A 23,900-nucleotide genomic window follows, 5' to 3' on the forward strand; every position below is an offset into this window, starting at 1 on the left:
GTGAAATCCAACGTCAACCTCTGGTACATCCTCGGCGTCTTCTTCCTGGTCGTCGCGGGCACGTACACCGTCTGGAACGTCGTCGACCACGGTGGTGTGGAGTGGGTCGGCACCGTTGCGCTGCTGTTCTCGTTCTTCATGGCCGTGATGGTGGCCTGGTATCTCGGCCGCGTGAACAAGTCCACGGGCGGCGTCCTGCCCGAGGACTCGCTGACCGCTGACATCGATGACGGGGACCCCGAGCTCGGTGAGTTCAGCCCGTGGTCGTGGTGGCCGCTGGTCCTCGCCTTCTCCGCCGCCGTCTTCATGGTCGGCCTCGCGGTCGGGCAGTTCCTTCTGCCGGTCGGCATCGCGATCTTCGCCATCGCCATCGTCGGCTGGGTCTACGAGTACTACCGCGGCTACTTCGCTCGCTGAGCGAACGAGCTGGAACGCATAATGGCCGCCCTTCGGGGCGGCCATTGTGCGTTCGCTGCTGTTCAGGCGGGCAGCGGCAGGATGAGGGAGGGCGAGTCGTTTCGGACGTTGCCGACGGCTGATCCGACCGGACGGATCTCGAACGTGTCCGACAACTCGGGTGCGGCATCATATGCGGCCTGCAGCACGTCCCGCTGGTAGTCGACGGTGGGATCCAGCCAGGCATCGGCGTAGTCGACGTCCAGAACCACGGGCATGCGGTCATGGATGTCGGCGAGCGGACCGGCGGAAGCGCGCGTCAGGATGGTGAAGCTCAGCAGCCAGCGCGTGGGATCGTCATCGGCCTTCGCGGGGTCGCGCCACCACTCGTACAGCCCCGCGAAGAACAGCGGTTCATCGTCTGCGGGGTGAATGTAGTACGGCTGCTTGCCCTCCGGGCCCGTGTGCCACTCGTAGTACCCGCTCGCGGGGATGACGGCGCGGCGGTTCTCGAAGGCGCTGCGGAACATCGGCTTGTCCTCGAGCTCCTCGGATCGCGCGTTGAACGCGCGGGCTCCGACCGAAGGGTCCTTCGCCCAGGAGGGGACGAGACCCCAGCGCGCGCTCTCCAGACGGCGCGTGGGCGGCTCGGTCTTCACCGAATCCAGCACGATCGCTGCCTGCGCCGTGGGAGCGACGTTCCAGGACGGCGCCGGGAGATTCTCGGCCACCAGATCGACTCGGAGGACCGAGACGAGCTCGGATCCGACTTCAGCTACGACGAAACGTCCGCACATGCTCCCAGCCTAGGACCGGGCACCGACGTTGCGGTGTCGCAGCGCGGCTCAGGAAGCGATGCCGTGCTCGCGCAACTGCTGCAGAAGCCCGGCGCCATCGGACGCGCTGATCCACGGGATGGTGGAGTGGTCGTCCACGAGGGTGCGTCCACCGGCCAGCACGGCCTCGGTCGCGGAGAGCCGCCGGATCGCTACTGCTGCAACGTTCTCCGGGTGTTCCTTGGCGAACGCGGTGTAGATCGCGTCGTCGTGCTGCCCGTCATCGCCGATCAGCAGCCACCGGATCTGGGGGAACTCGCGCGCCAGGCGCTCCAGGTTGTCGCGCTTGTGCTGCTGGCCGCTGCGGAACATCCGGTCGTGCGTCGGTCCCCAGTCGGTGAGGAGCATCGATCCGCGCGGGAACAGGTGACGCTTCTGGAACCGTGCGAGCATGGGCGCGATGTTCCAGGCTCCGGTGGAGAGGTAGATCATCGGCGCTCCGGGGTGCGTGCGGACGAGCCGCTCGAGCATCACTGCCATCCCGGGTACCGGCAGGCGCGCGTGCTCGTTCACGACGAAGGAGTTCCACGCAGCCACCAGCGGGCGCGGCAGCGCGGTGACCATGACCGTGTCATCGACGTCGGACACCACACCGAAGTGGGTGTCGGGGGAGACGGTGAACGCCGTGGCATCGACGGGGGCGCCGTCTTCGACGGACATCTGGAACCGCTGCCACCCCGGCTCGAGATCCGCGGGGATGACCACGTCCACCACACCGCCGCGGTCGGTGACGATCTCGTGGCTGACGCCGCCGATCGTGATGCGCACCTGCGCGAAACCCACCGGGATGCCCACGAAGCTGCGCCACCCCCGCACGCTGGCGAACTCGCCGGAGTCGCTCGGACGTTTCTTGGGCAGGATCAGCACTCGGCCGAGGACGCGGACCCATCCGGAACCGCCGTATCCGGGAAACGGGGTGATCGTTGCCCGCAGGCCCCGCTCACGGGCCCGCCGCTCGCGCCAGGCGTGGTAGCGGTACTCGACACGCGCGAAGGGGTGGATCTTCGCGGGCACATCGGATTCGGGGGAGGCCATCACGTCCAGTCTGTCACGTCGTCGGCTCGCGGATCGATGTTCGCGGGGGATCAGTCCTGGCCGGTGGGCCCCGGCGGGTCGTCCTGGAGGTGACGGCGCTCGTTGCGCTCGATCACCTTCTTGGCCACGAACACGACGACGAGGAAGAACGCGATGATGGCGACGAAGATGTAGCCGGCGCCGTGGATGCGATCGCTGAGTCCCTTGTACGTCTCCGTGGCGACGGCCGTGATGGTGACGTAGAGCGCCGACCAGATCGTGCAGGCCGGCAGCGTCCAGGCGAGGAATCGCCGATAGCCGAACCCGCTCATCCCCGCGGTGAGGGGAACCAGCGAATGCAGCACCGGAAGGAAGCGGCTGAGCAGTACCGCAGGGCCGCCGCGACGATTCAGGTAGCGTTCCGCGCGCGTCCAGTTCTTCTCGCCGAGCTTTCGCCCGACCCACGACTGACGGATCTTCGGGCCGAGCCAGTGGCCGAGAGCGTAGCCGACGCTCTCGCCGATCAGGGCCCCGATGATGATCACGACGGTGAGTACGAGCCGCTCCGGGAGGCCCGTGGTGGCGGAGGCCGCGACGATGACGATGGTGTCGCCGGGAACGATCAGTCCGACCAGGACGCTGGTCTCCAGCATGATCGCGACGCCCGCGATGATCGTGCGCAGGACCGGATCAACCGACTGCACCCACTCCAGGATCGCGGAGACGACGTCGTTCACAGAGGAAGCCTAGAACACCGAAGCTGAAGACTCGCAGACGAAAGATCACGAGCGTCTAGGGTGGAGCGGTGACGCACCACTGGATCGATCCCGAGGCCGTGTTCGCCGATCTTGCGCGCGACGGCGGCGACCTCTTCTGGCTCGATGCCGGTCCCGATGCCGTCGCCGGACGGTCCGTCCTGGGGTGGGGAACGGCCGTCGCCTGGGACGAGGTGGCGCGTACACGCATCGTCCCCGGCCCCGCCCCGGATGTCCCGGCCTGGGTCGGCGCGCTGGACTACGAGAGCGGAGCGCGGTGGACGGGTGTCCCCGATGTCACCCCGGAGCACCAGCCGCTGTGGTTGCGCGTGACCGAGGCCGTGGTCTTCGACCACGACACGCGGGTCATGCGCATCCACGGCGATGCCGGCTTCCGCGCGCGCGTGCTGGAGGCCGCGCCGGTCGCGGCGATGCCGGAGGCGGCCGCGACCGGACCGGCGCGAGCGCGCACGACCCCCGGCGAGTACGCCGACCTCGTCGCGCAGTGCCGTGAGTCGATCCGTCTCGGCGACGCCTACCAGCTCTGCCTCACCACTCGGTTCGAGGTCCCCGGACGCCATGACGCCGTCGCGATCCATCGGCGCCTGCGCCGGGCCGCGGCCTCGCATCACGGCGGGTTCCTGCGGGTGGGGCAGACGAGCCTGGTCAGCATCTCTCCGGAGAAGTTCCTCGGGGTGGACGACGGGATCGTCACCACCCGGCCCATCAAGGGCACGCGAGCGCGCAGCGCGGACCCGGACCGTGATGCAGAACTCGCGGCGCAGCTGCACGCGTCGGAGAAGGAACGCGCAGAGAACGTCATGATCGTCGATCTCATGCGCAATGACCTCTCACGCGTCTGCGAGACGGGATCCGTCCGCGTGCGCGGGCTCTGGGAGGTGGAGAGCTATCCGACGGTGCATCAGCTGGTGAGCACGGTCGAGGGGCGTCTGCGCGCTCACCTGACCGTCGGTGAACTGCTGGCGGCGGTGTTCCCCGCGGGTTCCATGACCGGCGCACCGAAGCTGTCGGCGATGACGATCCTCGCGGGCCTGGAGCGCGAACCGCGTGGCTTGTACGCCGGCTGCTTCGGCTGGATCGGCGCGAACGGGTCGTCCGATCTCGCAATGACCATTCGCACCGTGGTGATCGGCCCCGCATCTGCCAGCGTGGGCGCCGGCGGCGGCATCACCTGGGGGTCGATCATCCCCGACGAGGTGGCCGAAGTGGGCATCAAGGCGCGCACGCCGCTGGCGGCTGTCGGCGCCGCGCTGCCCGAGGGCTGGTGAGGGCGGGAGGACCGGCCCGGCGCGGTAACCTGGATGGATGCGCACATCGCGCGAAACCATCCCATTCAGTGAGGTGTCATCCGTGTCCCAGGTCACGCAGTCCGATTCCCCCGACGCCAGCGGCTTCGACCCGCACGCGCTTCAGGCGAAGTGGCAGGCGCTCTGGGACCAGCACGACCCGTTCCGTGCCGGCGGCGACGAGGACACGCGTCCCAAGAAGTACATCCTGGCGATGTTCCCGTACCCCTCCGGCGATCTGCACATGGGCCACGCGGAGAACTACCTGTACTCCGACATCGTCGCCCGCTTCTGGCGTCACCGCGGGCACAACGTCCTGAACCCGATCGGGTGGGACTCGTTCGGCCTGCCGGCGGAGAACGCCGCCATCAAGCGGGGCGCCGACCCGCGGGAGTGGACGTACGCCAACATCGACCAGCAGAGGGCGGCATTCCGCCAGTACGGGATGTCCTTCGACTGGAGCCGTGAGCTGCACACCTCCGATCCGGAGTACTACCACTGGAATCAGTGGATCTTCCAGCAGCTGTTCGACCGGGGCCTCGCGTACCGCAAGGAATCGCCGGTCAACTGGTGCCCCAACGACCAGACCGTGCTCGCCAATGAGCAGGTGGTCGACGGGCGGTGTGAGCGCTGCGGCGCCATCGTGGTCAAGAAGAAGCTGACGCAGTGGTACTTCAAGATCACCGAGTACGCCGACCGCCTGCTCGATGACCTGAACCAGCTCGAGGGGGCATGGCCGAGCAAGGTGCTGCAGATGCAGCGCAACTGGATCGGTCGCTCCACCGGCGCCGACATCGACTTCGAGATCGAGGGACGCGACGAGAAGGTCACCGTCTTCTCGACCCGCCCCGACACCCTGCACGGAGCGACCTTCATGGTGGTCGCCCCCGACTCCGACCTGGCTGCCGAACTGGTGGCGGGCGCCTCCAGCGAAGCGCGGATGCGCTTCCAGGCGTATCTGGAAGAGGTCGGTCGCTCCACCGAGATCGAGCGACAGGCGACCGACCGGGAGAAGACCGGGGTCTTCCTGGAGCGGTACGCCGTCAATCCCGTGAACGGCGAGCGCCTGCCGATCTGGGCCGCCGACTACGTGCTGGCCGACTACGGTCACGGCGCGGTCATGGCCGTACCGGCGCACGATCAGCGCGACCTGGACTTCGCGCGGAAGTTCGGCCTGCCGATCTCCGTCGTCGTCGACACCACCGCATCGGCCACCGGCGTGATCGAGGTGGTCGATCCCGAGGCCGAGGTCGTCGAGCTCGCGTCCATCGATCCCGCACAGACCGGGATCGCCCTCACCGGTGAAGGCCGGATGATCAACTCCGGCTCGCTCAACGGGCTCAGCAAGAAGCACGCGATCGAGCGGGTCACCGCCGAGCTCGAGGCTGCGGGCACGGGTCGTGCGACCACCACCTTCCGCCTGCGTGACTGGCTGATCTCCCGTCAGCGGTTCTGGGGCACGCCGATCCCGATGATCCACACCGAGGACGGACGCATCGTCAAGGTGCCCGCAGACCAGCTCCCGGTGCGCCTGCCGTCTGCGGAGGGCCTGGATCTGAAGCCCAAGGGAACCTCGCCGCTGGGCGCCGCCACCGAGTGGGTGACCACGACCGACCCCGAGACGGGTGAGCCGGCACTGCGTGACCCGGACACGATGGACACCTTCGTGGACAGCTCGTGGTACTTCCTGCGCTTCCTGGACCCGAACAGCGACGTGCAGGCCTTCCCGAGCCTCGCTGCGAGCGCCTGGGCGCCGGTGGACAGCTACATCGGCGGGGTGGAGCACGCCATCCTGCACCTGCTGTACGCGCGCTTCCTCACCAAGGTCTTCTACGACATGGGCCTGATCGATTTCACCGAGCCGTTCTCGCGCCTGATCAACCAGGGCATGGTGCTGCTGGACGGCTCCAAGATGAGCAAGTCCAAGGGAAACCTGGTGCTCTTCAACGAGGAGCTCGGTGAGCACGGCCCGGATGTCGTCCGCACCGCTCTGGCATTCGCCGGTCCGGTGGAGGACGACAAGGACTGGAACGACGTGTCCACGACCGGCGCGTACAAGTTCCTCTCCCGTGCTCTCCGCCTCGCGCACGATGTGTCGAGCCCGGTCGATGTCGCCTTCGCGGGCGGAGACGCCGCGCTGCGCCGCGCGACGCACAAGCTGTGGGCTGAGGTTGCGGGCCTGGTCGACCAGACGAAGTTCAACGTCGTGGTCGCGCGCCTGATGGAGCTCGTCAACATCACCCGCAAGACCGTCGACTCGGGTGCCGGCGCGGCGGATCCGGCTGTTCGCGAGGCCACCGAGGCGGTCGCGCTGGTCCTGGATCTGGTGGCACCGTATGTGGCCGAGGAGATGTGGTCCGTGCTGGGCCATGAGCCCTTCGTCGGTCTCGTCCCGTGGCGCGATGCCGACCCGTCCCTGCTGGTCGAGGACGAGGTCACGGCGGTCGTGCAGATCGACGGCAAGGTTCGGGGAACGCTCTCGGTCTCGGCGAAGATCAGCCCGGAAGAGCTCGAAGCTCTCGCCCGCGCCGATGAGAAGGTGAAGCGCGCCCTGGACGGTCGCGAGATCGTGCGCGCGATCGTGCGGGCCCCCAAGGTGGTGAGCTTCGCCACCAAGTGATGGCGGATCCGCATGGACGAGGCCCCTCCCGGAATCCGGGAGGGGCCTCGTCGTGGGAGATCAGGACGCGGGGGCGTCTGTCGCGCGCTGCTGGTCCGCGGGATCGATGTAGCCGTCGGCCACCGCGACCCGGCCGAGGTCGACCTTCGTGCGCACCGGCACTCCCGCCGCGGTGTACTTGCTCTTCACCCGGTCCAGATACTGACGGGTGGTCTCCCATCCGATGTTCATGGCGGTCGAGACCTCGGCGATGGTCAGCCCCGACGCATAGAGGATGAGCGCGCGCTCCTCCTGGATGCTGAGCTTGGGGCGGTTGGGGTCACCCGCGATCACGGCTGCGAGTTCGGTGGTGATCCACTCCTGTCCGCGCAGCACTGCGCGGATCGCGGCGAGGATGTCCTCTTCGGCGTCACGTTTGCCGACGATTCCGTTGACCCCTGCGCGCACGATGCTGCGCACCAGCGGGGGAGAGGCGAGCGCGGAGAGGACCACGATCTTGAGCCCGGCGCGCAGGAGCGTCTCGACCACCGCGACATCCACCGATGGTTCGCGATCCACCATCAGGTCCAGCACGAGGAGGTGCGGGCGCTCCGCACGCGGGGCTGCCTGAACCCAGGCGACGAACTCCGGGGCGGAGACGGCGCTGAACACGATCTCGAACTCTCCCGTGTCGTTCAGCAGTTGCTCCGTGCGCTTGCGCTGCAGCAGATGGTCCTCCACGATGGCGATCCGCGCCCGTCGTGTCTTGCTGCTCTCCATTACCAACCTCCAGTGCGTGCATCGGCCAGGACGCGGTCGGATTCGCGGGTGACCATTTCTATGAGACCGGTCGAGACGGTCGTGTCCGTCGGCCATGGCGATGGCGACGGAGGAACGGACAGGCCGGAGCCCACGAGTGTGAGCTGCAGACCGTCCTGGGCGGGGAACACGGAGGCGAGGACGCTGCTGCCGCTGGGCGTCGTCGCGAGATTGTGGAGCACCATCGCCGAGAGCAGCCGCGCGGTCGCTTCATCGGCGGTGTCGGTGCTGCCCAGGCGGAGCGAGTAATCGATGCCGCGATCGCGTGCGAACTGCAGGGTCGGCATCATCTCGCGGCCCAGGTGAATCAGTTCGGGGCTGATCTGGACGAGCTGGCGAAGATACCGCTCTTCATCGGCGCACAGGGCGCGCGTCTCCTCGTCCGCGGGGTGACGGGACCCGTCGGCGAGTTCCTGGAGCAGCGTGATGGCGTCATCGAGCCCGGCCGCCATCCAGCGCAGATAGTGGGCCTGCGCGGCCGCGGCGACCTCGGTTGCGAGATTGGCGGTGAAGGTCTCCTGACGAGAGCGCAGCGAACGCGCCCCGATGCGTTCCACGAGGATCTGGAACCGTGCCCAGAGCGCGGCGAACCCGAGCGTGACGCAGCCGGCGACGGCGATGTTCCCCGCTGCCGTCAGATCAGCGGCCGCCACGGTGAGAGCGAGAGCGATGACCACAGCGGCGACTGCGCTCAGTGACGCGACGATGATCCGCAGCGACGGCAGGAGGGCGAAGGTCATGATCAGCGCGCCGGTGGGCGCCAGCGCCTGCCAGTGGACGACCCCGGACGAGCCGAAATCCGTCGCGGCGGCGGAGAGGACGAAGACGGTAAGGGCGGCTGCAACGAGTGCGACGGCCAGCCCGCCTCGATGCGCCCGCAGTCGACGTGCGCGGAAAGCGAGCCAGGCCCCCGCCATCACGGCCAGCATCAGGAAGAGTGCGCCGTACGCGTTGGCGCCGCCGATCGCGGTGAGCAGGACCCCGATGAGCGTGACGCCGAGACCGTACATCTCCGCAGCACGCAGTCGCGAGGCTCCCAGGAACCCGGCGACGTCCGCACTCAGCGACAGCGGCTCGTCGCGGGGTGCCGCGTCCAGAGGCGCCAGCAATGTGATGCGGGTGCCGAGGCCGGTCCCGCTGTGGATCCGGGTGGCGATCCCGGCATCGGACGCTCGTGCTGCGATCGAGTTCGCGAGGCCGCGCTGACGCCCGTGGGCTGCCACCGGATCGAAGCCGACGCCGTCATCGGCGACGGTGAGGACGAACTCACCGTCGTCCACCGCGGTGGTGATGCTCACGTAGTCAGCGCCCGAGTGCTTGGTGGCGTTGGTGACCGCCTCGCGGACGCAGCCCACGAGCGCGGACACGGTGGCGCTGGAGAGGCGCGCCCCGATCTGTTCCAGATCTTCGTCGGTGAGGCCGCCCCGGCGTGTGGGAAGGCCGGGCTGGCCGAACAGGTCGAGCAGGGAGGTGGTCTCCACCATCGGCTGCTCCGCCCGCAGGGCGGTGAGGGAGACGACGTCGCGCGCACACTGCTGGCGCACGCGGGCGAGGTCGGTGATGCCCGCACCGGCGTTGGCGATGGCGCCGAGGGTGTTGATCGCGGTGTCGTGGAGGACACGCGCCTCCTCGGCGATGCGGGCACTGGATTCGCGCGTCAGGACGGCCCGCCGTGTGGCCTCCTCCGCGGCGCGCGCCGCCTCGTCGGCGGTCGTGCCGATGCGCAGAAGCGCCGGCAGCCCGAGGCGCAACGCGATGATGATCGCGGTCTGCGTCACCAGGATCGAGACGGCGAACTGGCGGCTCCAGTCGGGTCGGACCGCGAGCACGACCACCATCGCGGCCGCCGCGTATCCGATGACGACGAGGATGATGCGGCGGTCGCGCACCAGCAGCCCGGCGAAGAACGTGGCGAAGTTGATCTGCCAGCATGCGGCCAGCGTGAGCGGCGCCTCGACACCCGGCGCCACGAGATAGCACCAGATGCCCGTCGATGCCATCCCGACGGGGATGAGCGCGTCTGGCAGCGGACCGCGCAGTGCAGCCAGAGCCGCGAGGGCGAGCACCGACATGCCTGCCATGAGGGGCCATCCGGGCGCGGAACCGGTGAGTGCTGTGACGGCGATCATGATCGCCTGCCAGCCGGCCGCGCTGAGAAGCACCACGCTGCGGATCGAGGTGAGCAACGACTCCGACGCCCACCCGGGCACGCCGATCGACGGTGTGTCGAACACGCGCGCCAACAGGTCGGTTGCCATGACCCGGACGCGCGCGGGACCTGTGGTGATCACGGCGGTGTGCCTCTGACTCGGGGGGAAGTAGAGATCTGGGAGCAACAGCTTATCGCTCCACGGTCATATGAGAGAGGCGAAATCGAAGGGGGTGACGAACGGCGATGGTGCGGGGGAAAGGAGAGCTACCATCGCCGTCCGCCGGCTCGTCAGGTCTGTCGATCCGCTCGCAGGAGACGTCCGGTCGTTGCGTCCCTGCGCGTCGGCGGGCGTGCGGCCGTGTGCGCCGGCGCACCGTCGCGTCTGCGCCGGTCGTGGTGCGTGTCGGATGCCCACGGTCGCCACCTCCCTGGGTGGAGCACGTGCGCGGGAATACCCTGTCGCTCCACCACCAGGAGACTATGGGGCGTCCGTCCCGGGATCCCCGGTCGGCGACCGGAATGACCCCCACATTGGGGTCACTCTGGTGGAAAAGGTTCTCCGGAGACGACGTGACGGATACTCTCGCTGCTGGTCGCCGAGCAGCCGAGTCGGGAAGTCGTGCTGGTCGGTCTCACTGGTGTGTCGGATGCCGGTGAGGTCCGTCGAGAAATCGTCGGGCTCGATCTGCCCTTCGGGGTGGGCGTGCGGCTTGCGCCGGGGGGTGTGGGCCGCACGCCAGAATCCGTCGTCGGTCCGGGAACACTCTGATCGTTCCTCCCCAGGCGTCGCGCGATGCGCACCTCTGCCACGGCGGGACATGCCGGGCTTCTCGGCTCCCACCGCGATCTAGCCTCGCGCCATGACCGACGTTTTCCTGCCTGAAGACTCGCGCCGACGTCGCTGGCGGATCGGCTTCGCCAGTGCTGTCGCCGTCGCTGTTCTCGCTCTGGCGGCGACCGTGGCCACGGGCGTTCTGCAGCAGGCTGGTGCCGCGAGCGACATCCCGGTTCCGAGTGTTTCAGCGACGAACACGGGAACAGAAACAGGGCCGGAGGGCGGGATGCTCACCGTCCATGTCTCCGGTGCCGTTACGGATCCCGGCGTGTACGTCCTGGAGCCGGGCTCCCGGGTCATGGACGCGGTGGCAGCGGCCGGGGGATTCCGTGCGGACGCGGCGCCGAACGGGGTGAATCTCGCCCGGGCGCTGGCCGATGGGGAGCAGATCCTCGTCACGGCCGAGGGTGAGGCGCAGACGACATCCGCCGAGGGAGGTGCGGGCACAGCGGCACTCATCGACCTCAACACGGCATCAGCGGCCGATCTGGAGACTCTTCCTCGCGTCGGCCCCGCGCTCGCGCAGCGCATCCTCGACTGGCGGGCGGAGAACGGCCGCTTCTCGGCGGTGGAAGACCTGCTCGACGTCTCCGGCATCGGGGAGAAGATGTTCGCCGCCATCGAGCCGTTGGTTCGGGTATGAACCGGCACATCCGCGATCATCACCGGCAGGACGTCGGCGCCGAGGCACGCGCGGACGGGCTCTCGCTGCGCCCACGCGACCTGCGGCTGCTCCCGGTGCTCGGCGGGGTCTGGGTCTTCGCGGGCGTGGTGACGGCGAATCCCGAGCTCGCCCTGCCCGTGGCCGTCATCGCGTGGCTGCTCACGGGTGCCGGTGTGGTTCTCGCCGCACGCCGCGGACACGCCCTGCTCCTGCTCATCGCGGCCGCCGTCGCCGTCGCGAGCATGCACGTCGCGCTGCAGGCACCGGCGCGCGCCGCCGTGATGGAGCTCCCCAGCCGAGTGAGCGGCACCCTCACGGTGCTCTCGAAGCCAGCCCCTGCGTGGCAGGGCGCATGGCGAGTGAGCGGGACGTTCGCCGGTGCGGACCTCACGGCTCCCGCGGACCTGCTGTTCAGTGGTGATCGTCCCCCGGACCTGGATCTGGGTGCCGTGGTGTCGGTGAGAGCGCGTGTCGAGGCCCCCGAGCGCGGCGGCCGCGCACTGCTCGCGCTGCGTGCCTCACGGCCGCCCGAGGTGATCACACCGCCGAGCGGCGCGCTCGCGGTGGCCGCGCTGTTGCGTCACGGACTGATCGAAGGCACACGTCTCTTCCCCGGCGACGGCGCGCAGCTCATCCCCGGAATGGCGGTGGGGGACACCAGCGGCGTGAGCGCCGGGCTCGATGAGGCGATGAAGAGGAGCAGCCTGGCGCATCTGCTCGCCGTCTCGGGGTCGAACTGCCTCCTGGTGGTGGGTGCGGGATTCGCGCTCGCGGCTGCTCTGCGGCTGCCGCGAGGCACGCGTGTCTTCGTGGCACTGGGCGCTCTGGCATCGTTCGTCATCCTGGTGACTCCGGAGCCGAGCGTCGTACGCGCCGCGGCGATGTGCGCCGTCTCGATGCTCGCTCTGCTGCTCGGGCGAGCGAAGATCGGGCTGCATGTGCTGAGCGTCGCGGTGATCGTCCTGCTGTGCACCGACCCCTGGCTGGCCACCGAGATCGGCTTCGCGCTCTCGGTGGCGGCGACGGCGGCGCTCCTGGTCCTCGGGCCACCCGCGGCGCGCACCGTCGCCGGCATCCTGCCGATGTGGATGGCCGCCCCGCTGGCCGCACCCCTCGTGGCGCAGCTGGCCTGCGCTCCGATTCTGGTGCTGATCACCCCCCGGGTGTCGTTGTCGGGGGTGCTCGCGAACGTGCTCGCCGCACCGGCGGCACCCGTGGCGACCCTGGCGGGAATGCTCGCCTGCTTTTTCGTCGCGGTGCCTGTGCTGGGCCACGTGCTGATCGCGATCGCGTGGGTGCCGGCGCAATGGGTGGCGAGCACGGCGCGGCTGAGCGCGTCGTTGCCGCAGAGCGTGCTGCCGTGGCAGGAGGGGCTGCTCGGCGCGCTGACGCTCGGTGCGGTGTGTGCGGCGATCGCGGTGCTGCTCGTCCGCGCGGGGCCGCCGGCGCTGCGGCGCGCTGCCGTCGGCGTCGTGCTCGTGAGCGTCGGAATCGGCGCGGGTGCGTGGGTGGTGCGCACCACCGTGACGCCGCTGCTGACGCCGTCGACGTGGTCGGTGGCCATGTGCGATGTCGGGCAGGGCGATGCCACGGTGCTGAGAGCTGCGGGAAGGGTCGCGCTGGTGGACACCGGACCGGATCCCGCTGTACTGGACGCCTGTCTCGACCGGCTCGCGATCGAGCGCGTGGACCTCCTCGTCCTCACCCACTTCGACCTCGACCACGTCGGCGGTGCCGCGACGGTTGTGGGCCGGGCGGATGTCGTGTTGCACGGACCCACGGACGGTCAGGCCGATGCGGCGCTGGTGGACGGCTTTCGCCGGGGCGGGGCACGGGTCGTCGACGCTCGCCGGGGGCTGAGCGGCGAGCTGGGTGATGCACGGTGGCGCGTGCTGTGGCCGAGCTCTGATCGGATCGTCGGCAACCCCGCGAGCGTGGTGCTGGAGGTCACCGGCGACCGGTTTCCCGCGGCGCTGCTGCTCGGGGATCTGGACGCCGAGGCGCAACGCGGGTTGTTGCGCGCCGGTGGGCTCCGATCCACCTATGACATCGTGAAAGTCAGTCATCACGGCAGCGCCGACCAGGAGCCGCGACTCTACGGCGCCCTCCGTCCGCGCCTGGCGCTGATCGGCGTGGGGCGCGCGAACGACTACGGACACCCCCGGGAGGACACCCTCGACATGCTCCGTGCGCTCGGCACCGTGATCGCACGAACGGATGAAGACGGACTGCTCCTGGCCGCGACGACGAATGGCGAGCTGCGAGTGTGGCGCGAGCACGCGCCGCCGTAGCCTCCCGGCGGGAACCGGTGCAGTGGCGGAGTGACGTCGGAGGTCGCCGGTAGGCTCGAACCATGGCACCCACGGCACGTCGAGCACCCGCGAAGAAGGCATCATCGGTCATCCCGCAGGTGTCCTGGCGCGACCCGCAGCCCGCGCCGGTCGTCCTCGTGTCGGGCCCGGAGGAGGTCTGCGCGGAGCGTGCGATCGCGGGGGTGCGCACCTATCTCAAGGCGGAGGATCCGTCGCTGGAGGTGTCGGACGTCCGTGCCGACGACTACGCCGCGGGGACGCTGCTGGCGCTCACCTCGCCATCGCTGTTCGGGGAGCCGCGCCTGATCCGGGTCTCGGGGGTCGAGAAGTGCTCCGACGCATTCCTCGCCGAGGCCATCGCGTATCTCGACAACCCGCAGGAGGGCGCGACGCTCGTGCTGCGTCACACCGGGGCCAGCGTTCGGGGCAAGAAGCTCCTCGATGCGATCCGCGCCGGTTCAGGAGGCGGGATCGAGATCGCCTGCCCTGCTGTCAAACGCGACTCCGACCGGTTCGATTTCGCTGCGGGGGAGTTCAAAGCTGCACGTCGGCGCATCGCCCCGGGAGCTCTGCGAGCACTCGTGAGCGCCTTCGCGGACGACCTCACGGAGCTCGCCGCGGCGTGCCAGCAGCTGATCTCCGACGTCTCCGGCGAGATCACCGACGAAGTGGTGGCGCGCTACTACGGCGGCAGAGTGGAGACGACGGCCTTTACGGTCGCCGACACGGCCATCGCGGGAAAGCACGCCGAAGCCCTTGTCTCGCTCCGTCAGGCCCTGGGCTCCGGCTCCGACCCGGTGCCGATGGTCGCGGCCATCGCCATGAAGCTGCGCACCATGGCGCGGGTGGCCGGTGCCGGCCGGGAGTCCAATCAGGCCATCGCGAATCGGCTGGGCATGAAGGACTGGCAGGTGGATCGGGCGCGACGCGACCTCGCCGGATGGAACCAGACCACGCTCGCCATCGCGATCCAGGCGGCTGCTCGTGCGGATGCCGAGGTGAAGGGTGCATCCCGCGACCCCGTGTTCGCGCTGGAGCGGCTGATCACCGTCATCGCCACGCGTGCCCCCTATGCGTCTCAGGGGTGAGCAGCTTCGCGTGCGCTGCATCACCGATCGGAGGAGGCCACGGTGGCCGTCGGGTATGACGCTCCCGTGGGGCGCGTGAGGCACAGCACCGGATGCGCCCTAGACTCGACCGCGTGAACGACGCGACGGGTGGTGCCAGGCGACGAGTGGGCGTCCGTGATGTCGCTGCGCGCGCCGAGGTGTCGCGCCAGACCGTGTCACGTGTGCTCAACGACAATCCGGAGGTGGCGCCGGAGACGCGCGAACGCGTGCTCGCTGCGATGGCGGAACTCGGCTACCGTGTCAACAACGCAGCCCGCGCCCTGGGAACCCACCGCTCGCACACCATCGGCGTGCTGGCCTCCGATGCCGTGCTCTTCGGTCCGGCTCAGAGCATCGCCGCCATCGAGGCATCGGCGCGCGAAGCCGGCTACTGGGTGAGCGCCGCGTTCGCCGAAGCGGACGACGCCGCATCCGTGACCTCGGCGATCGAGCATCTGCTCGCGCAGGGGGTGGAAGGCATCGTCGTCGTCGCGCCCCACGCCGCAACGCTCGATGCCGTCTCCTCGCTCGACATCGATGTTCCCGTCATCACTCTGCACTCGGCTGGACGCGGCGAGCGGGGTTTGTCCATCGATCAGGTCGCCGGTGCACGACTGGCCGTGGCGGCGCTCGCCGATGCCGGTCACACCCGCATCGGGCACCTGCGCGGTCCGGAGGACTGGCTGGAGGCGCAGTCGCGTGCGGACGGCTACGTCAGCGAGCTCGCCCATCGCGGCCTTCCCGTCGGACCGATCATCACGGGGGACTGGTCGGCCGGCTCCGGGCATGCCGCAGCCCGGAAGATCGTCGCATCCGGGGTGACCGCCGTGTTCGCCGCCAACGATCAGATGGCGCTCGGCCTGCTCGGCGGGCTCCATGAGGCCGGAGTGACGGTCCCGGGCGACATCAGCATCGTGGGCTTCGATGACATCCCCGACGCGGCCTACTACTGGCCGAGGCTCACCACGGTGCACCAGGACTTCTCCGCCATCGCGCGGCGCGCGGTCGGGCTGCTGGTCGGAACCGCCGACGTGCGCGAGCCCGCCGAGCCGGTGAAGCCGGTGCTCGTGGTTCGCGACTCCGTGGCACCACCGGCCTGATCCCACCCGTTCTTGACGGTGCGCAGCGGGTGTGACACACTGCTGTGACCGGTCACATGATGTGATCCGCACACGACGTGACAGTGAGGTACCGTGAGCAGCGCAGAGCCAACCTTCGGCCCCGATATCGATGCAGCCATCCGCACCGTGCGCGAGGACGTGGCGCGCCTCCACGCGGAGCTGGTGCGGTACTCCCTGGTGGTGTGGACCGGAGGGAACGTCTCGGGTCGCGTGCCCGGGGCTGACCTCTTCGTCATCAAGCCGTCCGGCATCAGCTACGACGACCTCACGGCCGAGAACATGATCCTGTGCGACCTCGACGGCAATGCCATTCCCGGTGCTGCGGGGAGCGAGCGTGCACCCTCGAGCGATACCGCGGCGCACGCCTACGTCTATCGCAACATGCCCGAGGTCGGGGGCGTGGTACACACCCATTCCACCTACGCGGTGGCGTGGGCCGCGCGCGGCGAGGAGATCCCGTGCGTGATCACCGCCATGGCGGATGAGTTCGGCGGACCGATCCCCGTGGGGCCGTTCGCGATCATCGGCGACGATTCGATCGGACGCGGGATCGTGGAGACGCTCCGGGGGCACCGCTCGCGTGCCGTGCTCATGCGCAATCACGGTCCGTTCACCATCGGCGTCGATGCCCGGGACGCCGTGAAAGCGGCCGTGATGGTCGAGGATGTGGCCCGCACCGTCCATCTCGCTCGCGAGGCCGGTCCGCTCATCCCCATCGATCCTGAGGCGATCGACGCCCTGTACAACCGCTATCAGAACGTCTACGGACAGAGCACCGACGCGCGTCGGTGAGAGAGCAGCCATGAGCACCGCAGCGTCCGACATCACCAGCGCCCGCACCAGCCTCGGGATCGAGTTGGGCTCGACCCGTATCAAGGCATGCCTGATCGGCTCGGATCCGTCCCAGGTGATCGCCGTGGGTTCCTTCGCCTGGGAGAACGAGCTGGTCGATGGGCTGTGGACCTACAGTGTCGAGGCGGTCTGGCGGGGAATCCAGAGCGCGGTCGCAGGGCTGCTCACGGATGCCGAGGAGCGCCACGGCGTGCGCCCCCGGCAGTTCGGCGGGATCGGGATCTCCGCGATGATGCACGGTTACGTCGCCCTCGACGCGGCCGGCGATCTCCTCGTCCCCTTCCGCACCTGGCGTAACACCAGCACGTCTGCCGCCGCAGCCGAGCTCACCGGACTCTTCGGCGTGAACATTCCTCTCCGCTGGTCCATCGCCCACCTCCACCAGGCGGTGCTTGCGGGGGAGGAGCACCTGCCCGCGCTGGATCGGATCACCACTCTCGCCGGGTACGTGCACGAGCGGCTCACCGGAGAACACGTGCTCGGTGTCGGCGATGCGTCAGGGATGTTCCCGATCGATTCGAGCCGTGTCGACTACGACTCCGAGATGCTCGACGCCTACGATCGGCTGGCCGACGGACGACTGCCACGCCCGACGCGTGATCTGCTTCCGCGCGTCCTTCCCGCGGGTGCACGGGCCGGGACGCTGACCGCGGAGGGCGCCCTGCTGCTGGATCCGCGCGGGGGGCTCGCGGCCGGTACTCTGCTCTGCCCGCCGGAAGGCGACGCCGGCACCGGGATGGTCGCCACAAACTCCGTCGCGCCGCGCACGGGCAACGTCTCGGCCGGCACCAGCATCTTCGCGATGGTGGTGCTGGAGCGGCCGCTGGCGTCCGCGCACCAGGAACTGGATCTCGTCACCACTCCCGCGGGGGACGCCGTGGCGATGGTGCACTGCAACAACGGCGCCAGCGAGCTCGCCGCCTGGGCGAGCCTGTTCGCACGGTTCGCGGCGGCGTCGGGGGACCCCGTCGACGAGGATGCCGTCTTCGAAACACTGTTCCGCGAAGCGCTGGACGGCGCTTCGGACGCCGGCGGCCTGCTGGCATACAACCACCTGGCCGGGGAGCCGATCGTCGGGCTGACCTCGGGGCGCCCGCTGTTCGTGCGCACCCCCGACAGCGCCTTCACCCTCGCCAACTTCATGCGCTCGCAGCTGTATGGCGTGTTCGCCACCCTCGCTGTCGGAATGCAGGTCCTGGACGCCGAGGGCGTCCGGCTGGATCGTATGTTCGCCCACGGCGGGATGTTCCGCACCGCGGGGGTGGCGCAGCGATTCCTCGCCGCGGCCCTCCAAGCTCCGGTGGCCGTCGGTGAGCTGGCGGCGGAGGGCGGCGCGTGGGGGATCGCCGTTCTGGCCTCCTACCTGGGCCACGCCGAGGCGTGCTCGCTTCGCGACTACGTCAACGACGTGGTGTTCGCCGATGCCGACACCCGCGTCACCGAACCCGATGCCGACGACGTCGCCGGTTTCGCCGCCTACCTCGACGGCTATCGTCGTGGCCTCGCGATCGAGGCCGCTGCGGTGGACGCTCTCTGAACTCCGGAAGGACATCATGACACGCACGCCCCTGTCCACCACGCTCGACGCCTACGAGGTGTGGTTCCTCACCGGGAGCCAGCACCTGTACGGCCCCGAGACGCTCGCCCAGGTGGCGGAGCAGTCTCAGCAGATCGCCAGCCTCCTGGATTCGGCCGACGATGTCCCGGTGCGGATCGTCTGGAAGCCCGTGCTCACCGACTCCGCGTCCATCCGTGCCCTGGTGCTCGAGGCGAACGCGGCTGACAACGTCATCGGCCTCATCGCGTGGATGCACACCTTCAGCCCGGCCAAGATGTGGATCGCCGGACTCGACGCACTGCAGAAGCCTCTCGCGCACCTGCACACGCAGGCGAACGTCGAGCTGCCCTGGGCCGACATCGACTTCGACTTCATGAATCTGAACCAGGCAGCACACGGAGACCGCGAGTTCGGCTACATCCAGACCCGCCTCGGTGTGGCGCGCAAGACGGTCGTCGGACACGCCAGCGACGCCCGCGTGCGGTCGGAGATCGCCACCTGGCAGCGCGCCGCCGCGGGGCTCGCGGCTGCGCGCTCGCTCAAGCTGGCGCGCTTCGGCGACAACATGCGTTTCGTCGCCGTCACCGAGGGCGACAAGACCGAGGCCGAACTGCGATTCGGCGTCCAGGTGAACACCTGGGGCGTCAACGACCTCGCGGCGGCCGTGGCGGCCGTGGCGGAGGCCGACATCGACGCGCTCGTCGCCGAGTACGAGGACCTCTATGACGTGGCTCCGGAACTGCGACGTGGTGCCGAGCGCCACCAGTCCCTGCGGGACGGGGCCGCCATCGAGATCGGGCTGCGTTCGTTCCTGGAGGAGGGCGGCTTCGGTGCCTTCACGACCTCGTTCGAAGACCTGGGGGAGCTGCGGCAGCTCCCGGGGCTCGCTGTGCAGCGTCTGATGGCCGAAGGGTACGGCTTCGGTGCTGAGGGCGACTGGAAGACCGCGGTGCTGGTGCGGATCGCGAACGTCATGGGAGCGGGCCTGCCCGGAGGCGCGAGCCTCATGGAGGATTACACCTACGACATGACGCCGGGGGACGAGCTCATTCTCGGTGCGCACATGCTGGAGGTGTCGCCGTCGCTGACCACCGCCCGTCCCACCCTCGAGATCCACCCGCTGGGTATCGGCGGCAAGGACGACCCGGTGCGCCTGGTGTTCACCGCCGACCCCGGCCCGGCGATCGTCGTGGCGATGAGCGACATGCGCGATCGCTTCCGCTTGACCGCCAACGTGGTGGAGAACGTCGAGCCGCGTCAGCCGCTCCCGAACCTCCCGGTGGGACGTGCGGTATGGAAACCGGCACCGGATTTCACCACCAGCGCGGCCGCCTGGCTGACGGCCGGCGCGGCGCACCACACCGTGATGTCCACGGCTGTCGGTCTGGAGGCGTTCCGCGACTTCGCCGACATGGCCGGGGTGGAGCTGCTCGTGATCGACGAGGACACCACGCTGCCCGCTTTCCAGCAGCAGGTGCGCTGGAACCAGGCGTATTACCGTCTCGCGCAAGGGCTCTGACCCGCGAGAAGACGGAGAACGCCCCTCCGAGCTGTGCCGGAGGGGCGTTCTCCATTCTTCATGGCGACGCAGCCCAAAGCAGAATGCCCGCCCCGGAGGGGCGGGCATTCTGCGTGTGAGGCTCAGAGAGCGGCGACCTGCTTGGCGATCGAGGACTTGCGGTTCGCAGCCTGGTTCTCGTGGATGACGCCCTTGCCGACGGCCTTGTCCAGCTTCTTGGACGCGTTCTTCAGCGCGGCCTCGGCAGCAACCTTGTCACCGGCAGCGATCGCCTCGCGCGTGCGGCGCACGGCGGACTTCAGCTCGGTCTTGACGGCCTTGTTGCGCTCGCGGGCCTTCTCGTTGGTCTTGTTGCGCTTGATCTGCGACTTGATGTTTGCCACGTGTGGTCTGACTTTCGTTCCGAATGGGATGAGGTTTGTCGAGCGGCAGAGAGAGGGCTGTCCTCGACGATGTGAGGGCGAACCCACACACAAGTCAAAGGCCGAGTCTATCAGCACATTGCGTATGCTTCCGACCGCGGCGGAGGGAGCCCTTGACGTGACACCGATGGTGCGGAGTATCGTCCGAACAGACACCCGAGTTCACTCGCACAACGCTGTCCGAGGAGATGCATGTCCGACCCGCGCACCACCATCGATCCGCTTCCCGGATTTCCGCCCGGCTTCCGGTGGTCCACCGCCACCAGCGCCTTCCAGATCGAAGGCGCCCGCGACGCGGATGGCCGAGGTCGCAGCATCTGGGACGACTTCGTGGATTCCGGGAGGATCATCGACGGCACCACGGCGCAGGAAGGACCGCAGAGCTATCGCCGCTGGGCCGAGGACGTCGCTCTGCTCCGGGAGCTCGGGGTGGATCGGTACCGGTTCTCGATCTCCTGGGTACGCGTGCAGCCGGACGGCGTGCGAGGCGCCAACGCCCCGGGCCTGGACTACTACTCCCGCGTGGTGGACGATCTGCTCGAGGCCGGGATCACGCCGTTCCCGACCCTGTACCACTGGGATCTCCCGAGCGCGCTGGAAGCGCGAGGCGGCTGGCTGAACCGCGACACCGCGCTGCGGTTCGGGGACTATGCCCGACTCGTCGCTGACCGCCTGTCGGACCGCGTGCGCCACTGGTACACGATCAACGAACCCGCCATGACAACCCTGCAGGGCTACGCCGTCGGTACTCTCGCGCCGGGACGGTCGATGCTGTTCGGAGCGCTCCCGACCGCGCATCACCAGCTTCTCGCCCACGGACTGGCGCTGCGCGTGCTGCGGGCCGCGGGAGCTCACGAGGTCGCCATCGCGAACAACCACACGCACGTGCGCCCGCTGCGCGACAGCGACGAGGACGCGGCGGCGGCTGCCGCGTACGACGTGCTGCACAACCGGCTCTTCGCCGATCCGGTGCTCACCGGGCGATATCCGGACCTCACCGCATGGGGTCTCGCGGAGATGCCGGTGCAGGACGGGGATCTCGAGCTGATCTCGGCGCCGCTGGATGTCTACGGGGTGAACTTCTACAACCCCACGACCGTCACCGCGGACCCTGGTCCGGTGCCCTTCGCGATCGTGCCGACTCCCGATGCGCCCGTGACCGGTTTCGGACCGGAATGGCCGATCGTCCCCGATGCCCTCACCGCCCTTCTCGTGCAGTTGCGAGATCGCTACGGCGCGGCGCTGCCACCGGTCGTCGTCTCCGAGAACGGGGCGTCCTTCCCGGAGCCGGACGAGCCGGCCCCGGTTGATGATCACGACCGGATCGCGTACCTGCAGGGCCACATCGCCGCCGTCGGCGACGCTCTTCGTGCCGGTGTCGTGGTGGATGAGTACACGGTCTGGTCCCTGCTGGACAACTTCGAATGGGCCGACGGATTCACGCAGCGCTTCGGGCTGGTCCACACCGATGTCGCCAGCGGCACCCGCACGCCGAAGGCGTCGTACCGCTGGTACCGAGACCTCATCGCGCGGAGCCGGGCATGACGGCCACGGCGATCCGCACGCCGGTGACCCGTGGCTGGATGGTCTTGTTCGCGGTCGCATGGCTCGCGATCTGGACCGTGCAGCTCACTCCGGTGCAACTGCTGCTGCCGACGCAGCTGGACACTCCCGACGACGCCGACGGATGGATCAGCGGAGTGGTGTCCACCGGCGTCGTGCTGGGTGTGGGTGGCCTGGCCGGGGTCGTGGCCGGGCCGTTGGCCGGAGCGATGTCAGACCGCACCCGCTCGCGCTGGGGCCGGCGTCGCCCGTGGGCGCTCGGCGGAACATGGATCGCCGCCGTGTGCCTGGCCGTCACCGGCTTCGCCGTGGGTCCGGTCGCCGTAGGGGCGGCGTGGACGGGAGTCTCCGTCGGGATTGCGATCGTCTCCGCGGCCCTCACGGCGATGATCGCGGACCAGCTGCCGGAGGCTCAGCGGGGAACCGCGGCCTCGCTCGCCAGCTCCGCCCAGGCGGTGGGGATCATCGTCGGCGTGGGCACGGTAGTGGTGCTCGCTCTCACCGTGGACGTGTCGTATCTGGTGCTGGGCGGCTTCATCGCGATGGTCGGCACGCTCGCCGCCCTCGTGCTCCCCGACCCGCCGGGGCATCCGGCAGCGACGAGCGGCCGCGACAGCGGCGCCCTGCGCTCACTGCGCGACCGCGACTTCGGCTGGATGATCTCCGGCCGCCTCGTGGTCAACATCGGAAACGCGCTGGGGACCACGCTGCTGCTGTTCTTCCTGATGTACGGGCTGGGGCAGGGCGCCGCCGCCGAGGACAACCTGCTCATGGCGATCGTCGTCTACACCGTGTTCGTCGTGCTCGCCTCGTTCGGCTCGGGCTGGTGGTCTGATCGCACCGGCCGACGCCGGATGCCGACCGTGGCGAGTGCGATGATCCAGGCGCTGGCGTCCCTGTTGCTCGCGTTCGTGCCCAGCTGGGAGATGACCCTGGTGGCCGCGGCGCTGCTCGGAGTCGGCTACGGCGCGTTCATGACCACCGGCCTCGCCTTCGCGACCGACCTCCTTCCCGACGAGCGCGCTCACGCCCGCGACCTCGGCATGGTCACGGTATCGGCGGCGCTGGGCCAGCTGCTCGGACCGCTGATCGGGGCGGCACTGGTCGCGCTGGCCGGTGGCTTCTGGCTGCTCTTCCTCGCGGGGGCGGTGCTGTCGGTGCTGGGCGGGCTGATGACAGCGGGGGCGCGAGAGCGGACGCCTCAGACGGCGCGCATGTCCTGATCGATCGTGGCGAGCGCCAGATCGAGCAGCGCGTTGAACACCCGCGGACGCATGGCGGTGACCAGATGCGATGTCCTGGGCACGACGATCAGCTCCGCGTGAGGGACGAGGCGTACGAAGAGCTGCTCGCTCAGGCGGAGCTGATCGAACTGCCCGTTGATGAACCAGGTGGGAATGGTGATGCGGGGCAGGGCGGCCATGAGATCCAGCTGGGCCAGTGAGCGCAGCGCTGCATCTTGCGCGGCGAGCGCGTAGCCACCGGCACCGAAGTCCGCTCGCGTCTCGTCGGGCAGCGTCGCCGCGAGCACCTGACGCGTCAGCCAGGCTCCCTGATCCGGCAGCGAATTGAACCCGCCGGCGAGCAGACGGTAGGTGGCAAGGCCCGCTCCGCGCGGCAGAGCCGTGCACGATGCGCCGATGAAGGCCGTCACCGGGGGAGCGGTCTCGGCGCCGACGTATGCGGTGGTCAGCAGGCCGCCCATCGAATGTCCCACCAGGAGCACGGGACCGTCCTCCGCCGCGCGCTGCACCGCCTCGTCGATCGTCCGCCATGCCTCGCCCAGCGTGAAGGTCTCGGCCATGCGAGTACCGTGGCCGGGGAGGTCGAGCGCCACCGCGGAGACCCCGCGATCCGCCAGGTGCTCCAATTGCGCCCGCCACATCGTGGCCGATGTCCGGATGCCGTGCACCAGAACCACCTGAGTCCCCATGCCGTCAGCGTATCCAGTACCCGCGCACGCGGCCACCCGCGGCACCTCCGCGCGATCACGAATTACTGAGCGAACATGTGGCAAACTCCCAGACACTCCGCTAGGGTCGAATCGTTCCTCGTCGGACGAGCGCC

At 69.2% G+C, this 23,900-nt stretch carries 19 protein-coding genes; 12 read left to right on the top strand and 7 right to left on the bottom strand.

Features of this window, described 5'->3' with window-relative positions:
* Nucleotides 1–417, top strand: coding sequence for a cytochrome c oxidase subunit 4 (locus LQ566_RS12695; RefSeq protein ID WP_231092071.1), 417 nt, complete (start codon nt 1–3; stop codon nt 415–417).
* Between the two features lie 62 nt (nt 418–479).
* On the opposite strand, the gene LQ566_RS12700 is transcribed toward LQ566_RS12695, so the two are convergent.
* From LQ566_RS12700 to LQ566_RS12710, 3 genes are read right to left on the bottom strand one after another with little or no spacing between them, the layout of a single operon-like run.
* Nucleotides 480–1,193: an SOS response-associated peptidase gene (locus tag LQ566_RS12700; protein ID WP_231092072.1), complete on the bottom strand. Its 714-nt coding sequence runs from the start codon at nt 1,191–1,193 to the stop codon at nt 480–482.
* A 48-nt stretch (nt 1,194–1,241) separates the two neighbouring features.
* Nucleotides 1,242–2,267 carry an App1 family protein phosphatidate phosphatase gene (locus tag LQ566_RS12705; protein WP_231092073.1) on the bottom strand — a complete coding sequence of 342 codons (1,026 nt, stop codon included), beginning with the start codon at nt 2,265–2,267 and terminating at the stop codon, nt 1,242–1,244.
* Nucleotides 2,268–2,317: 50 nt separating this feature from the next.
* A complete protein-coding gene (locus LQ566_RS12710) occupies nt 2,318–2,983 on the bottom strand; it encodes a DedA family protein (protein ID WP_231092074.1) in 666 nt (221 codons plus the stop codon).
* Nucleotides 2,984–3,051: 68 nt separating this feature from the next.
* Here LQ566_RS12710 and LQ566_RS12715 point away from each other — a divergent pair, with 68 nt between their 5' ends.
* Together LQ566_RS12715 and leuS are read left to right on the top strand one after the other, a co-directional pair.
* The gene (locus tag LQ566_RS12715) at nt 3,052–4,290 is read left to right on the top strand and encodes an anthranilate synthase component I family protein (protein WP_231092075.1); all 1,239 of its coding nucleotides are present in this window, start codon (nt 3,052–3,054) and stop codon (nt 4,288–4,290) included.
* 82 nt (nt 4,291–4,372) lie between these two features.
* A complete protein-coding gene (leuS, locus tag LQ566_RS12720; protein WP_231092076.1) occupies nt 4,373–6,928 on the top strand; it encodes a leucine--tRNA ligase in 2,556 nt (851 codons plus the stop codon).
* A gap of 60 nt (nt 6,929–6,988) precedes the next feature.
* Here the strand turns inward: leuS and LQ566_RS12725 are convergent, their stop codons facing one another.
* Nucleotides 6,989–7,687: a response regulator gene (locus tag LQ566_RS12725; protein WP_231092077.1), complete on the bottom strand. Its 699-nt coding sequence runs from the start codon at nt 7,685–7,687 to the stop codon at nt 6,989–6,991.
* Nucleotides 7,687–10,017 (bottom strand): sensor histidine kinase, encoded by a 2,331-nt coding sequence (locus tag LQ566_RS12730; RefSeq protein ID WP_231092078.1) that lies wholly within the window; start codon nt 10,015–10,017, stop codon nt 7,687–7,689. The genes LQ566_RS12725 and LQ566_RS12730 overlap by 1 nt, the downstream gene beginning before the upstream one ends.
* A gap of 721 nt (nt 10,018–10,738) precedes the next feature.
* Between LQ566_RS12730 and LQ566_RS12735 the strand changes: the two genes are divergently transcribed.
* The 7 genes from LQ566_RS12735 to araA all read left to right on the top strand — a co-directional run bounded on the left by LQ566_RS12735 (nt 10,739) and on the right by araA (nt 19,848).
* Nucleotides 10,739–11,356 carry a ComEA family DNA-binding protein gene (locus LQ566_RS12735; RefSeq protein WP_231092079.1) on the top strand — a complete coding sequence of 206 codons (618 nt, stop codon included), beginning with the start codon at nt 10,739–10,741 and terminating at the stop codon, nt 11,354–11,356.
* Nucleotides 11,353–13,668, top strand: coding sequence for a ComEC/Rec2 family competence protein (locus LQ566_RS12740; protein WP_231092080.1), 2,316 nt, complete (start codon nt 11,353–11,355; stop codon nt 13,666–13,668). Before LQ566_RS12735 ends, LQ566_RS12740 begins: the two co-directional genes overlap by 4 nt.
* Before the next feature lie 62 nt (nt 13,669–13,730).
* Nucleotides 13,731–14,777: a DNA polymerase III subunit delta gene (gene holA / locus LQ566_RS12745; RefSeq protein ID WP_231092081.1), complete on the top strand. Its 1,047-nt coding sequence runs from the start codon at nt 13,731–13,733 to the stop codon at nt 14,775–14,777.
* A 113-nt stretch (nt 14,778–14,890) separates the two neighbouring features.
* Nucleotides 14,891–15,898 (top strand): LacI family DNA-binding transcriptional regulator, encoded by a 1,008-nt coding sequence (locus LQ566_RS12750; protein ID WP_231092082.1) that lies wholly within the window; start codon nt 14,891–14,893, stop codon nt 15,896–15,898.
* A 93-nt stretch (nt 15,899–15,991) separates the two neighbouring features.
* Entirely contained in the window at nt 15,992–16,711 is a 720-nt protein-coding gene (locus tag LQ566_RS12755) for an L-ribulose-5-phosphate 4-epimerase (RefSeq protein WP_231092083.1), read from the top strand.
* Between the two features lie 10 nt (nt 16,712–16,721).
* Entirely contained in the window at nt 16,722–18,308 is a 1,587-nt protein-coding gene (locus tag LQ566_RS12760; RefSeq protein WP_231092084.1) for a xylulokinase, read from the top strand.
* A gap of 16 nt (nt 18,309–18,324) precedes the next feature.
* Nucleotides 18,325–19,848, top strand: a complete 1,524-nt coding sequence (araA, locus tag LQ566_RS12765) for an L-arabinose isomerase (RefSeq protein ID WP_231092085.1) — start codon at nt 18,325–18,327, stop codon at nt 19,846–19,848.
* 122 nt (nt 19,849–19,970) lie between these two features.
* Here the strand turns inward: araA and rpsT are convergent, their stop codons facing one another.
* The gene (rpsT, locus tag LQ566_RS12770; protein WP_231092086.1) at nt 19,971–20,231 is read right to left on the bottom strand and encodes a 30S ribosomal protein S20; all 261 of its coding nucleotides are present in this window, start codon (nt 20,229–20,231) and stop codon (nt 19,971–19,973) included.
* 231 nt (nt 20,232–20,462) lie between these two features.
* On the opposite strand from rpsT, the gene LQ566_RS12775 reads away from it, so the two are divergent.
* The gene (locus LQ566_RS12775; protein ID WP_231092087.1) at nt 20,463–21,815 is read left to right on the top strand and encodes a GH1 family beta-glucosidase; all 1,353 of its coding nucleotides are present in this window, start codon (nt 20,463–20,465) and stop codon (nt 21,813–21,815) included.
* Nucleotides 21,812–23,056 (top strand): MFS transporter, encoded by a 1,245-nt coding sequence (locus tag LQ566_RS12780; protein WP_231092088.1) that lies wholly within the window; start codon nt 21,812–21,814, stop codon nt 23,054–23,056. The genes LQ566_RS12775 and LQ566_RS12780 overlap by 4 nt, the downstream gene beginning before the upstream one ends.
* Here LQ566_RS12780 and LQ566_RS12785 read toward each other — a convergent pair.
* Nucleotides 23,035–23,766 (bottom strand): alpha/beta fold hydrolase, encoded by a 732-nt coding sequence (locus tag LQ566_RS12785; RefSeq protein WP_231092089.1) that lies wholly within the window; start codon nt 23,764–23,766, stop codon nt 23,035–23,037. The genes LQ566_RS12780 and LQ566_RS12785 overlap by 22 nt on opposite strands.
* Between the last annotated feature and the right edge of the window lie 134 nt (nt 23,767–23,900).

Source organism: Microbacterium nymphoidis (assembly GCF_021044885.1).
GTDB lineage: Bacteria > Actinomycetota > Actinomycetes > Actinomycetales > Microbacteriaceae > Microbacterium > Microbacterium nymphoidis.